Origin of the sequence: Micromonospora sp. URMC 105 (genome assembly GCF_051386295.1) — a bacterium.
Taxonomy (GTDB): Bacteria; Actinomycetota; Actinomycetes; order Mycobacteriales; family Micromonosporaceae; genus Micromonospora.
The window spans coordinates 1-14,070 of the sequence record NZ_JBPQTL010000027.1; the positions used below are offsets into that span (position 1 = coordinate 1).

Consider the following 14,070-nt stretch of genomic DNA (forward strand, 5'->3'; position numbering starts at 1 on the left):
AGGCGGCGCTGGAGAGCAGGCGGGGGCTGATCGTGCCGAGGGCGGTGGGTTCGGCTATGCAGGCGGTGCCGATGCGGCGGAAACCGACGCGGAGGTAGACCCGGGCGATCTCCTCGCTGCCGGCGGAGAGGAAGATCAGGTCGGTGCCCGCGGCCAGCAGCTCGCGGGCGATGGCGGCGGTGACCGCCGCGCCCATTCCGCGGCGGCGGGCGGCCGGCAGGGTGGCCACCCCGGCGATCTCGGCCACGTCACCGACCCGCATCGCCATCCCGCTGGCCAGCGCCCCCTCCTCGGGTGTGCCGGCCAGCACCGAGAGCCGGCGGCCGTCGGCGATGCGGGACCGCTCCTCGTCCAGCGCCGCGACGTCCAGCTCGGTGATCGCGGCGTCCCGCTGCGCCGGGCCCGCCTCGCCGCGGGCGGTGCCGGCGGCGGCGAAGCTCACCGCGGCGACCGCGCGGCGGGCGGCCACGTCGGCGGCGAAGCCGGGCGCGTCCGGGTCCAGCACCCGCAGGGGTACGTCGGTGAGCGTCGCCGGGTCGGGCAGCGCGGCCGGGTCGAGCACCATCAGCGGCGCCTCCAGCACGCCCAGCCCCGCCGAGCGGGCCACGGTGAGCAGCTCGGGGGTGGTCTCGTGCACCCACTCCAGGGCCTCCGGCAGGCCCAGCTCCCGCTGCCGCTCGCGGACGGCGGTCACGTCGGCCAGCGACGGGGGCGCGGTGGCGTCGAGGCGGGGCCGGGCGTAGAACGGCCAGCCCACGCCCTCGCGGACGAAGAGGACGAGCGCGCCGTACTCCTCCGCGCGGGCGACGTCCCGGGGGACCGCGTCGTAGAAGTCTTCCAGCCGGGCGAAGATTTCGCTGTGCAGGGGATCCACCGCGCGAGACTACACGTCCCAGAGTCTGGAAGGTGTGATCAATCTGCACTGGCCTTGCGCGGGTCTCCCTAACGTAGACTCAATAAACCGCCAAGGGCCGACGTCGTCCCGACCATGATCCATTCCTGAGTGACGACAGGAGGCCCGGTGGCCTTTCCGTACCCTCACAGCCCGCAGTCGGCACCGCCCGCGGCCGGTCTCTACGACCCGGCGAACGAGCACGACGCGTGCGGCGTGGCCTTCGTGGCGGACCTGCATGGCCGGCGCTCCCACGCGGTGGTGGCGAACGGCCTCGGCGCGCTCTGCCGCCTGGACCATCGCGGCGCCCGGGGCGCGGAGCACAACACCGGCGACGGCGCGGGGATCATGATCCAGATCCCGGACGCGTTCCTGCGCGCCGTGGTCGACTTCCCGTTGCCGCCGGTCGGCCAGTACGCCACCGGGTTGGTCTTCCTTCCCGACGACGACGCCGCCGAGGCCCGCGCCCGGCAGGTGGTGGAGAAGTACGCCCTGGTCGAGGGGGCCGACCTGCTCGGCTGGCGGGACGTCCCGGTCGACCCGAGCGGGCTGGGCGAGAGCGCGCTCGCGGCGATGCCCCGGATCCGTCAGCTCTTCCTGGCTGCGCACCGGCTCACCGACACCCCGGCCGGCCCGGCCGGCTCGCCGCTGGCCGGCCTCGAGCTGGACCGGGTGGCGTTCTGCGTGCGCAAGCAGGCGGAGCGGGAGAGCGCCGAGCGGGGCGTGCCCGCGTACTTCCCGTCGCTGTCGGCGCGGACCATGACCTGGAAGGGCATGCTCACCCCGGACCAGCTGCCGGCGTACTTCCCGGAGCTGACCGACGAGCGGGTGGAGAGCGCGATCGCGCTGGTGCACTCCCGCTTCTCCACCAACACCTTCCCGTCCTGGCCGCTGGCGCACCCGTACCGGTTCATCGCGCACAACGGCGAGATCAACACCATCCGCGGCAACCGGAACTGGATGCAGGCCCGGGAGGCGCTGCTGCGCAGCCCGGACCTGCCCGGCAACATCCGGCGGATCTTCCCGGTCTGCACCCCGGGCGCGTCCGACTCGGCGAACTTCGACGAGGTACTCGAACTGCTGCACCTGGCCGGGCGGAGCCTGCCGCACGCGGTGCTGATGATGATCCCGGAGGCCTGGGAGAACGACCCAGGCATGCGGGCGGACAAGCGGGCCTTTTACCGGTTCCACGCCAGCCTGATGGAGCCGTGGGACGGCCCCGCCTCGGTCGCGTTCACCGACGGCGAGATCGTCGGCGCGGTGCTGGACCGCAACGGGCTGCGCCCGGGCCGCTGGTGGCGGACCTCCGACGGGCTGGTCGTGCTGGGCAGCGAGGCCGGCGTGCTCGACCTCGACCCGGCCACCGTGGTCGCCAAGGGCCGCCTCCAGCCGGGCAAGATGTTCCTGGTCGACACGGTCAACGGGCGGATCGTGCAGGACGACGAGATCAAGACCGAGCTGGCTGCCGCCCAGCCGTACGCCGACTGGCTGCACGCCGGGCTGATCGACCTGACCGACCTGCCGCCGCGCAAGCACATCGTCTACACCCACGACTCGGTGCGCCGCCGCCAGCAGACCTTCGGCTACACGGAGGAGGAGCTGAAGATCCTGCTCGCGCCGATGGCCCGCCTCGGCGCGGAGCCGCTCGGCTCGATGGGCACCGACACCCCGATCTCCCCGCTGTCGACCCGGCCGCGGCTGCTCTACGACTACTTCCACCAGCTCTTCGCCCAGGTCACCAACCCGCCGCTGGACGCCATCCGGGAGGAGCTGGTGACCAGCCTGTCGTCGACCATCGGCCCGGAGGGCAACCTGCTCGACCCGGGTCCGGCGAGCTGCCGGCAGATCGTGCTGCCCTACCCGGTGATCGACAACGACGAGCTGGCCAAGATCCTCTCCATCGACGAGGACGGCGACCTGCCCGGCTTCAAGGCGGTCCGGGTCTCCGGGCTCTACCGGGTCCGCGACGGCGGTGCCGGCATCAAGGCCCGGCTGACCGAGATCTGCCGGCACGTCTCCGAGGCGATCGAGGACGGCGTGCGGATCCTGGTCCTGTCGGACCGGGACTCCAACGCCGACCTGGCGCCGATCCCGTCGCTGCTGCTCACCGCCGCGGTGCACCAGCACCTGGTCCGCGAGCAGACCCGCACCCAGGTGGCGCTGATCGTCGAGTCCGGCGACTGCCGCGAGGTGCACCACGCGGCCGTGCTGATCGGCTACGGCGCGGCGGCGGTCAACCCGTACCTGGCCTTCGAGTCGGTCGAGGACATGATCTCCACCGGCGCGCTGGTCGGCGTCGAGCCCGCCAAGGCCGTACGCAACTACGTCAAGGCGCTCGGCAAGGGCGTCCTGAAGATCATGTCCAAGATGGGCATCTCCACGGTGTCGTCGTACTGCGGCGCGCAGGTCTTCGAGGCGGTCGGGCTGCACACCCGGCTGGTGGAGCGCTACTTCCGCGGCACCCCCAGCACCATCAGCGGCGTCGGCCTGGACGAGATCCACGCCGAGGTGGCCGCCCGGCACGCGCTGGCCTGGCCGGCGCCGGGCGTGCAGACCTCCGACCGGCTGGAGGTCGGCGGCGAGTACCAGTGGCGCCGCGAGGGCGAGCTGCACCTGTTCAACCCGGAGACGGTCTTCCTGCTCCAGCACGCTACCCGCAGCCGCCAGTACGACGTCTTCCGGCAGTACACCGCGAAGGTCGACGAGCTGGCCGCGCAGGCCGGCTCGCTGCGCGGGCTGTTCACCCTGCGTACCGGGGTGCGCCCGGCGGTGCCGCTGGACGAGGTCGAGCCGGCCACCGAGATCGTCAAGCGGTTCGCCACCGGCGCCATGTCGTACGGGTCCATCTCGGCGGAGGCGCACGAGACCCTGGCCATCGCGATGAACCGGCTCGGCGGCAAGTCCAACACCGGCGAGGGCGGCGAGGACGTCGAGCGGCTGTACGACCCGGCCCGCCGCTCCGCGGTCAAGCAGATCGCCAGCGGCCGCTTCGGCGTGACCAGCGAATACCTGGTCAACGCCGACGACCTCCAGATCAAGATGGCCCAGGGCGCCAAGCCCGGCGAGGGCGGGCAGCTGCCCGGCAACAAGGTCTGGCCTTGGATCGCCCGTACCCGGCACGCCACCCCGGGCGTCGGCCTGATCTCCCCGCCGCCGCACCACGACATCTACTCCATCGAGGACCTCGCCCAGCTGGTGCACGACCTGAAGTGCGTCAACCCCGCCGCGCGGGTGCACGTCAAGCTGGTCAGCGAGGTCGGCGTGGGCACCGTCGCGGCCGGCGTCGCCAAGCTCAAGGCCGACGTCATCCTGATCTCCGGGCACGACGGCGGCACCGGCGCCTCCCCGCTGAACTCCCTCAAGCACGCCGGCACCCCGTGGGAGCTGGGCCTGGCCGAGGCGCAGCAGACGCTGCTGCTCAACAAGCTCCGCGACCGGGTCACCGTGCAGGTCGACGGCCAGCTCAAGACCGGCCGGGACGTACTGGTCGCGGCGCTGCTCGGCGCCGAGGAGTTCGGCTTCGCCACCGCCCCGCTGATCGTCGAGGGCTGCGTGATGATGCGGGTCTGTCACCTGGACACCTGTCCGGTCGGCATCGCCACCCAGAACCCGGTGCTGCGCGAGCGGTTCACCGGCAAGCCGGAGTTCGTGGAGAACTTCTTCCTCTTCCTCGCCGAGGAGGTCCGCGGCTACCTCGCCGAGCTGGGCTTCCGCAGCATCGACGAGGCGATCGGGCACGCCGAGCTGCTCGACGTCGCCCCGGCGGTGGACCACTGGAAGGCGCACGGGCTGGACCTCGGCCGCGTACTGCACCTGCCGGAGCTGCCCGCGGACGCCGCGCGGCGCGGGGTGCGGGCCCAGGACCACGGCCTGGAGCTGGCCCTGGACAACGAGCTGATCGCGCTGGCGCAGCCGGCGCTGCGCGACGGCAGCCCGGTGCGGGTCGAGGTGGCGGTGCGCAACGAGCACCGCAGCGTCGGCGCGATGCTCGGCGGCGAGGTCACCCGCCGCTTCGGCGGCGCCGGCCTGCCCGACGACACGATCGAGTTCGTGCTGCGTGGCACCGCCGGCCAGTCCTTCGGCGCGTTCCTGCCGCGCGGGGTCACCCTGCGGCTGCACGGCGACGCCAACGACTACGTCGGCAAGGGGCTCTCCGGCGGCCGGATCGTCGTCCGCCCGGACGCCGCCGCGCCGTTCGCCGACCCGGAGGCCGCCGCCGGTACGCGGGCCGAGGACCAGATCATCGCCGGCAACACCATCCTGTACGGGGCCACCGGCGGCGAGCTGTTCCTGCGCGGCCGGGTGGGGGAGCGCTTCGCGGTACGCAACTCGGGCGCGGTGGCCGTCGTCGAGGGCGTCGGCGACCACGGGTGCGAGTACATGACCGGCGGCACCGTGGTGGTGCTCGGCGAGACCGGCCGCAACTTCGCCGCCGGCATGTCCGGCGGGACCGCGTACGTGCACCGGCTGGACACCGAGCGGGTCAACGCCGAGCTGGTGGACCTGCTGACGCTGCGCGACGCCGAGCGCGACCTGCTGCACGAGCTGGTCCAGCGGCACGTCGCGGAGACCGACTCGGTGCTCGGCGCGGAGCTGCTCAAGCGCTGGCCGGAGGCGGTGGAGGAGTTCACCGCGGTGGTGCCCCGGGACTACCGCCGGGTGATGGAGATCATGCGGGCCGCCGAAGCCGCCGGCCGTGACGTCGACGACGCGGTCATGTCTGCGCTGACCGCGCCGGTGCCGCCCGCCCCGCGGGTGGCGGCCCAGGAGGTGGCTCGTGCCTGACCCGAACGGTTTCCTGCGCTACGACCGGCGGCTGCCGGCGCGCCGCCCGGTGTCGGTGCGGATCAGCGACTGGCGCGAGGTCTACCCGCCGGCCGGCGAGGAGCTGACCCGCGAGCAGGCCACCCGGTGCATGGACTGCGGCATCCCGTTCTGCCACGACGGCTGCCCGCTGGGCAACCGCATCCCGGACTGGAACGACCTGGTCCGGACCGGCAACTGGGACGCCGCGGTGGAGTCGCTGCACGCCACCAACAACTTCCCGGAGTTCACCGGCCGGCTCTGCCCGGCACCCTGCGAGGCCGCCTGCGTGCTGGGCATCGGTGGTGGGCAGCCGGTCACCATCAAGCAGGTCGAGGTGGAGATCGCCGACGCGGCGGTGGCCCGGGGCGGGCTGCGTCCCCGCCCGGTACCGGCGCCGACCGGCCGGTCGGTGGCGGTGGTCGGCTCCGGCCCCGCCGGTCTCGCCGCCGCGCAGCAGCTCGCCCGCGCCGGTCACGCGGTGACCGTGTACGAGCGCGACGACGCGCTCGGTGGCCTGCTGCGGTACGGCATTCCCGACTTCAAGCTGGAGAAGCAGCACATCGACCGGCGGCTGGCCCAGCTCGCCGCCGAGGGCGTCCAGTTCCGTACCGGGGTGGACGTCGGGGTGGACGTGACCGCCGAGCAGTTGCGCGCCGAGCACGACGCGGTGCTGCTGGCCTGCGGCGCGCTCCAGGGCCGGGACACCCCGGAGACCCCCGGGCGGCAGCTGCGCGGCGTGCACCAGGCGATGGCGCACCTGGTCGCCGCGAACCGGGTGGTGGCGGCCGCCGGCGACGGGCGCCCGGCCCTGGCGGTGCTGCCCGACGGCACCCCGATCGACGCCGCCGGCAAGCATGTGGTGATCATCGGTGGCGGTGACACCGCCGCCGACTGCCTCGGGGTGGCCCACCGGCAGGGCGCGGCCGGGGTGCACCAGCTCGACCTCTACCCGGAGCCCCCGCAGGCCCGGGACGCCGCCCGGGACCCGTGGCCGACCTGGCCGTGGGTGCTGCGCAACTACCCGGCGCACGAGGAGGGCGGCGAGCGGCTCTTCGCCGTCGCCGTCCAGGAGTTCGTCGACGACGGGACCGGCCAGGTCAAGGGCGTGCGGATCGCCGAGGTCACCGTGGAGAAGCGGGACGGCCGGCGGATCGTCACCCCACTGCCCGGCTCCGAGCGGGAACTCCCGGCCGACCTGGTCCTGCTGGCGATCGGCTTCGAGGGCACCGAGGAGCAGCCCCTGCTCGACCAGCTCGGGGTCGGCCGCAACGCCCGGGGCGCGATCGACGCCCGGTCGGACTGGCAGACCGCGGCCGACGGCGTCTTCGTCGCCGGTGACATGCACCGGGGTGCCTCGCTGATCGTCTGGGCGATCGCCGAGGGGCGCGCGGCGGCCGCGGCGATCCACGCGTACCTCGGCGGGGTCGGGACGCTCGCGGCCCCGGTGACCTCGTCGGCGCAGCCCCTCGCCGCCCGCTAGCTCGTCATTAACGCCCGAGGGCCGCTGACCTGACCTGTCGGTCAGCGGCCCGGGTCAACCGTGCCGCTGTCGATCGGCGACCGCGGCGGGCTGCCGCTTGGCATTGATGTTCTTGCATATAGATGCTCAACGACGAATACTACCGATTGGCGGCAGCCGGCGCATCGCCCGCACATCGGTGGTGACGTGTCCTGCCGCTCATGACCGGCGCTGCTCGGTCAGCGCCTGAGCCTGGCGGGAGGCCACGTGCACGTCCTACGAGTCGGACTGATCACCCTGGTGGGGGTGGCGTCCGTGATGGTGGGGGCCACCCCGGCGACGGCCGAGGCCGAGGCCGACCCCCGGGTCACGACGAACGAGGCGCTGAGGGCCGGCGTCGTCACCCACCGTGCCGCCGACGACGCGGCGGAACAACGCAGGATCACCGACTACTGGACTCCGGCCCGGATGCGGGCCGCCCGGTCCGCCGACTCCGTCGCCCCCGGCGTGGTCGGCAGGTCCACCTCCGCCCCGCAGCCCGTGGGTGAACGGAAGTCCGTCGCCCCGATCCCCGCCCCCGATTCGGCCGCCGTGCGCGCCGTGGCGTCGTCGATCGAGTGGACCGGTGGGGGCACCGTGGCGTGGACCACCGGCAAGGTCTTCTTCACCCGCCTGGGTTATGAATGGGTGTGCTCGGGCAGCGTCGTGTCCAGCGCGAACAGGGACATGGTCGTCACCGCCGGGCACTGCGTGCACGGCGTCATCGACTGGCAGGGAAACACGGGCTTCTTCGAGAACTTCGTCTTCGTGCCGGCCTACCGCAACGGCGCCCGGCCGGTCGGGACGTTCACGGCGCGCTCGCTGCACGCCCTCAACAAGTGGACCAGCAGGAGCGACTTCAACTACGACGTGGGCGTCGCGCTGATGAACCCGCTCAATGGGCGCGACGTCGCCGACACCGTCGGCGCCCAGGGCATCACCTTCAACGAACCGCGCAACACCTTCATGTACGCCTTCGGTTACCCGAGCGGCCCCCCGTTCGACGGGGAGCGCCTCATCGCCTGCGCGAGCACGGTCTTCCCGGACACCATCGGAGGCACCCAGTCGCAGGGGATGACGTGCGACATGACCCCCGGATCCAGCGGCGGCCCGTGGTTCTTCCAGTTCGACGCCGCCCGCGGCCTCGGGTACGTGAACTCCGTGAACAGCTTCCTCTACACCAACCACCCCAACATCATGTGGGGACCGTACTTCGGTAGTGCCATCGAGTCGCTCTACCAGCGCACCCAGGCAGCCTGACGCGAGTCCGCCCGGACACCCCGGTCCGTCCCGGACCGGGGTGTCCGTCGTCGGCGTCCGGTCCGTGCCGTGCGCCGCCGCGCCGGTAGGGCGTGCCCGGCGCCGGTGCCGGCTCGCCGGTGAGTCCGCTCACGAAAGCCGCAAACAGGTTTAGCGCGCGGCAGACTTGGCCGCTGCCGAACCCGCCGTGGGTTCGGCTTCGTCATGTCGTCGTCTGGACGGGGAGGCCCTCGTGGCCCTCGGAAGCACGTTCGCCGCACTGCGTCACCGCAACTACCGGATCTGGGCAGGTGCCGGTTTCGTATCGGTCATCGGCACCTGGATGCAGGTACTCGGTGTCAACTGGTACGTGCTCGAGCAGACCCGCTCGGCGACCTCGGTGGGCCTGACCGTCCTGCTTCAAGCTCTGCCGACGCTGCTGCTCAGCGTCTGGGGCGGGGCGCTGGCCGACCGGCTGCGGGCGAAGCCGTTGCTGATCGCCGCCCAGGCGCTGCACGTTCTGCTGGCCGCGGGACTGGCCGTGGTCGCCGTCACCGGCGCCGGTGGGCTCCCGGCGATCTACGTGATCTCCCTGGTGACCGGGGCGGTGTCGGCGATCGAGGGGCCGGTGTCGGGCCGCTGGTCCTCCACCCTCGTCGACCGCGAGGACCTGGGCAACGCCCTGGCGCTGGGCTCGCTGACCAACTCCGCCGGGCGCATCCTCGGCGTGAGCGCCGGCGGTGTCGTGGTCGCCGCTGTCGGCCCCGCGCTGCTCTTCGCCGTCAACGCGGCCAGCTTCGTCGCGGTGATCGTCGCCCTGTTCGCCGTCCGTGAGCGGGAGCGCGACCGGGGCGAGGACGCGGTGGTAACCGACGCGGTGGTGGCCGACGGAGGCGGCATCCGGGCCGGCTTCCGCTACCTGCTGCGCCAGCCGGTGGTGCTGGTCGCGCTGGGACTGTCGTTCGTGCTGGGGAGCCTGGGGCGCAACTACCAGGTGACCATGGCGGCGATGATCGACGGCCCGCTGCACGGCGGCGCGTCCGGCTACGGCGTGCTCTCCACCGTCTTCGCCGTCGGCACCGTGCTCGGCGCCCTGGTGGCGGCCCGCCGCCGGGAGCTGGGCTACGGGATGCTGATCGGTGCCGGCCTGCTGGCCAGCGTGCTGCAGATCGCCGCCGGGCTGGCCCCCGGCACGCTCAGCTTCGCCGCGGTGATTCTCCCCGTGGCCGCGGCGGCGGTGATCATCGACACCACGGTCGGCACGCGCGCCCAGCTCGACACCGACTACGCCATGCGCGGTCGGGTGCTGGCCGCCCTGGCGGTCACCGGCTCGATCTCCGCGGCGGTCGGCGCTCCCCTGCTCGGGTGGCTCTCCGAGCACGCCGGCCCCCGGCAGACCCTGGTACTGGCCGGCGCGGTGACCGCCGTCGCCACGGCCGCCGCCGGCGTCGCCCTCGACGGGCTGCGCGAGCACCGGCTGCGTCGCCAGGTCACCCTGGTGCTGGCCGCGCCCGTGGTACGCCGCCCGGCCCGCCGGGTCGCCGCCATCGCCACCCGCGTCGTCCAGCCCGCGACCCGGCCCGCCGCGCTCGCCGGTCCGGCCGTCGCGTTCGCCGGTCCGGCCGTCGCGTTCGCCGGTCCGGCCGTCGCGTTCGCCGGCCCGGCCGCCGCGACGCCCCGCCCGGCGGGGAGCCCGTCGCCCGGCCCGTACCCCGCGGCGATGCGCCGGCCGGGGGCGGGGCGGCTGCCGTCGAGCCGAACTGTCCGGGCCGTACCCGACTGCGCCGGCGGGGCGCCGGCCCGGTCCCGCGCCCGGTCGGCCGGCGGCACGGCCCTGGTCGAGGTGACCCCGCCCGACTGTCTGCCCTGAGGCCGCTCGACGTCGCGGCAGGGCGCGGGCGGGAGATCGGCTTCCTCCTGCACCTGCCGTTTCCGCCGCCGGCGCTGTCGGTGTTCGCTGCAGCGGGCCTCGGGCGGCTCGCCGATCCGGCTGCGCCTGGAACTCACCCGGTGCGACCCCGAGCGGTGTCCCAGCCGCTCGCCCAGATCGGTCTCGATGGTGCGCGGATCGCCCGCCCGAGACGCTACGAATCTGATGTCATCAATGACTCAGAGCGGCGAGTGACTTCTCCGCTGGGCGCGCGGCCGTTCCTGGTCAAGTCACCGGCGTGGCCGGGACCGGCCACTGGTGAGCGAGGTCATGCGGTTCACCGGTGGATCCGGCCTTCACGGGGCCGAGCGGCGCGAAGATCATCGTTACGCTCCGGGCATGGATACCGAGGAGCGGCTGCGGCGCGTCCGCCGGTGGCTGTGGATCGTGCTGGTGGGTCTCTTCCTCAGTGGAGTGACCGCGTTCCCGCTGGAGCTCGAGGTGCGTTGGCTGCTGCGCGCGCTGGATCCGCTCGCCGGCGACCTGCCGGCCCTGGTCGACTGGGTCGAGCGGGTGCACACCGGGCTGGTGGAGACCGGCCAGCGCTACCCGTTCATGCTCTACGGCACCGACTGGCTCGCCTTCGCCCACCTGGTGCTGGCGGTAGCCTTCTGGGGGCCGCTGCGGGACCCGGTGCGCAACGTCTGGGTGGTGCAGCTCGGCATGATCGCCTGCGCCGGCATCGTGCCGCTGGCGCTGATCTGCGGGCCGATCCGGGACATCCCGTGGTTCTGGACGCTGGTCGACCTCTCCTTCGCCGTCGGCGCCTTCCCGCCGCTCTGGTTCGCCTACCGGCACATCCGCGCCATCGAGGCCGCCGCCGGCGCCCCGGCCGCGCCGCCGGTGTCGACGCCGACGGCCTGACCCCGCGCCGGGCGGCGTGAGTCGTTCACGTCATCAGGTCGGTAGCGTCCCGCGGGCGGTCTGCGCTCCAGGTGGTCCGCGCGTCGAGCAACCCTTGCGCCTACCGGCCTGCGCCCATCGGCCCTGCCCCGAGCGGCTTCCGCGCCGAGCGGTGCGGGGCGCCTGGGTGTTCGCGCCACCTGCGCCCGCCCGGTGAGGCGTCGCCGCCGGAACGGCGCACCGGCCGGGTGCCCGGCCCCCGGGTGGGGGGAGTGGGCGCCCGGCCGGGCCGTGGGTCAGCGCTGCAGGAGCTGGTGCGCCTCGCGGATCTTCGTCCACGACTTCGGCTGCTCCGGAGCGGCCGTGACGCTCGCGCGGGCGGCCGTGGCCGGCGTCGGCCGGCCGGCGGTGAAGAGCCAGGTGGTGAAGAACTCGTCCAGGTCCAGACCGGAGACCCGCTCGGCGAGGGCCTGGAACTGGGCGACGGAGGCGTTGCCGTACCGGTGTTCGGCCGTCCAGGCCGGCAGGATCTCGAAGAACGCCTCGTCGCCGACGGTCAGCCGGAGCTGGTGCAGCGCCATCGCGCCCCGGTCGTAGACCGCGCCGTCGAAGATCCGGTCGGCGCCCGGGTCACCCGGCGGCACCTGCCAGAACTCCGAGTCCTCCGGGTAGGAGGCGTAGGTGAAGTCGAAGAGCTCCTGTGCGGTGCCCTCGCCCTGCTCCTCCGACCAGAGCCACTCCGCGTACGAGGCGAAGCCCTCGTTGAGCCAGATGTCGCGCCACTGCGCGACGGACACCGAGTCGCCGAACCACTGGTGGGCGTTCTCGTGCACCACCACGTAGGTGTTCGCGCCGCGCCGCCAGAAGCTCGGCCCGTACACCGATCGGGTCTGCGTCTCCAGCGCGAAGCCGATGCCGTCGACCGGCCCGGCGACGCCGCCCTGGGCCTCGAACGGGTACGGCCCGAAGAGCCCGCTCGCCCAGTCGACGATCTCCGCCGTCCGTTCGATGCTGGCCCGGGCGGCCGGCCCGCGCTCGCCCAGCGTGGTGCTGTACGCGTTGATCACCGGCTGGCCGTTCGGCGCGCTGTCGGTGACGATGTCGTACTGGCCGATGGCCAGGAACGCCAGATAGGTGGCCATCGGCTTGGTGCTGCGCCAGCCCCACCGCATCCGGTTGCCGGCCTCGGCCAGCGGGGCGCGCGGCTGCACCCCGTTGCTGATCACCTCGACCCCGGCGGGCACCGACACCGAGATGTCGAAGGTGGCCTTGTCCAGCGGGTGGTCGTTGGCCGGGAACCACCACCAGGCGGACTCGGGCTCGTTGACCGCCAGCGCGCCGTCGGCGGTCCGCGTCCAGCCGCTGTAGCCGCCGACCTCGGTCTCCGACGGCACTCCGGAGTACTTCACCACGATGGTGAGCAGCTGGTCCTTGGCGATGGTGCGAGACGGGGTGACCACCAGCTCGTGGGTGCCCTCCCGGGTGTGGGTGGCGGACCAGCCGTTGACCCGGACGGACTCCACGTCGAGCAGGAAGTCGAGGTTGAAGCGGGACAGGTCCTGGGTGGCCTTCGCCAGGACGGTGGTGGTGCCGGTGAGCCGGTCGGTGGCCGGCTCGTAGCGCAGGCGCACGTCGTAGTGGCTGACGTCGTACCCGCCGTTGCCGTAGTAGGGGAAGTAGCTGTCGCCCAGGCCCGGGCTGCCGGGCGCCGGTGCGGCGGCGACCGGGACCGGCCGGCCCCAACCCGGTAGGGCGGCCTGGCCGGGGGTGCCGGTCACCAGGGTGCCGGCGGTGGTGACGGTCAGGGCGGCGATGGCCGCCGTGAAAACACGTCGCACGAGGTGGACTCCCTCCATCGGGGTGTTCGCAGGACGAACCTAATCGACGTTTGTGAACGTGTCCGCCCCCGCAGCGAGATCAGCTGTTCTCTTGATCTAAATGTTTCGATAGCATTACCGACTAGTAACAAGACCCACACCCCCTGACCAGCGCGCGGTCACGAGGATCCCACCACCCCTGCTTCGTGGAGGTCCGTGATGCCCCACCGCGCCCTGGCTCGCGCCGTCACCGCGCTGGTCGCCCTGCTCGCCACCGTCCTCGGCGTCGTGCTCGTCCCCGGCACCGCGCAGGCGGCCACCGTCAACTACGTCGCCCTCGGCGACTCCTACTCCTCGGGGGTCGGCGCCGGCCCGTACGACCTCTCCACCTGCCTGCGCAGCCAGAAGTCGTACGCCCCGCTCTGGGCCGCCGCCAACGCGGTGACGAGCTTCCGGTTCCCGGCCTGCGGCGGCGCGGTCACCGCCGACGTGATCAACAGCCAGGTCAACTCGCTGAGCAGCAGCACCACGTTGGTCACCATCACCATCGGCGGCAACGACGCCGGCTTCGCCGACGTCATCACCAGCTGCCGGTTCGGCAGCACCTCGACCTGCACCAACGCCGTCAACGAGGCCAAAGCCTTCGCCACCTCGACGCTGCCCGGCCGGCTCGACGCCACCTACGCCGCCATCCGCGGCCGCGCCCCCGCCGCCCGGCTCGTCGTGCTCGGCTACCCGCGCCTGTTCGAGACGAACTACTGCGGGCTGCTGGCCATGAGCACCTACAAGCGCACCATCCTCAACGAGGCCGCCGACCTGCTCGCCACGGTCATCGCCGACCGCGCGGCGGCCGCCGGCGCCACCTTCGCCGACACCCGGCCCTTCTTCGCCGGTCACGGTGTCTGCGCCGCCGACCCCTGGATCCGGGACGTCTCCGGCGTCATCGAGGCGTACCACCCGGACGCCGACGGCTACCGGTACGGCTACCTGCCGGCACTGAACGCGGCACTCGGCTGACCTGACCCGCCCCGGCGGCCGGGCGGCG

General features: G+C 73.2%; 8 protein-coding genes. 6 read left to right on the forward strand and 2 right to left on the reverse strand.

Going from position 1 to position 14,070, the window contains the following annotated elements:
• The coding region (locus ACSNN7_RS11850; RefSeq protein ID WP_436680788.1) for a GNAT family N-acetyltransferase at positions 1-874 on the reverse strand (874 nt) is incomplete at its 3' end.
• A 147-nt stretch (positions 875-1,021) separates the two neighbouring features.
• Here ACSNN7_RS11850 and gltB point away from each other — a divergent pair.
• From gltB to ACSNN7_RS11875, 5 genes are all read left to right on the forward strand, one after another.
• Entirely contained in the window at positions 1,022-5,677 is a 4,656-nt protein-coding gene (gene gltB, locus ACSNN7_RS11855) for a glutamate synthase large subunit (protein ID WP_436680789.1), read from the forward strand.
• Positions 5,670-7,178, forward strand: a complete 1,509-nt coding sequence (locus ACSNN7_RS11860; RefSeq protein ID WP_436680790.1) for a glutamate synthase subunit beta — start codon at positions 5,670-5,672, stop codon at positions 7,176-7,178. Before gltB ends, ACSNN7_RS11860 begins: the two co-directional genes overlap by 8 nt.
• A gap of 246 nt (positions 7,179-7,424) precedes the next feature.
• Complete coding sequence (locus tag ACSNN7_RS11865) at positions 7,425-8,456, forward strand: trypsin-like serine peptidase (RefSeq protein WP_436680791.1); 1,032 nt, start codon at positions 7,425-7,427, stop codon at positions 8,454-8,456.
• A gap of 232 nt (positions 8,457-8,688) precedes the next feature.
• The gene (locus ACSNN7_RS11870; protein ID WP_436680792.1) at positions 8,689-10,305 is read left to right on the forward strand and encodes an MFS transporter; all 1,617 of its coding nucleotides are present in this window, start codon (positions 8,689-8,691) and stop codon (positions 10,303-10,305) included.
• Positions 10,306-10,704: 399 nt separating this feature from the next.
• Positions 10,705-11,229: a hypothetical protein gene (locus ACSNN7_RS11875; protein WP_436680793.1), complete on the forward strand. Its 525-nt coding sequence runs from the start codon at positions 10,705-10,707 to the stop codon at positions 11,227-11,229.
• Positions 11,230-11,504: 275 nt separating this feature from the next.
• Here ACSNN7_RS11875 and ACSNN7_RS11880 read toward each other — a convergent pair whose 3' ends face one another.
• Entirely contained in the window at positions 11,505-13,046 is a 1,542-nt protein-coding gene (locus ACSNN7_RS11880; protein WP_436680794.1) for a M1 family metallopeptidase, read from the reverse strand.
• Positions 13,047-13,244: 198 nt separating this feature from the next.
• Between ACSNN7_RS11880 and ACSNN7_RS11885 the strand changes: the two genes are divergently transcribed.
• Complete coding sequence (locus tag ACSNN7_RS11885) at positions 13,245-14,042, forward strand: SGNH/GDSL hydrolase family protein (RefSeq protein WP_436680795.1); 798 nt, start codon at positions 13,245-13,247, stop codon at positions 14,040-14,042.
• Positions 14,043-14,070: the final 28 nt, after the last annotated feature.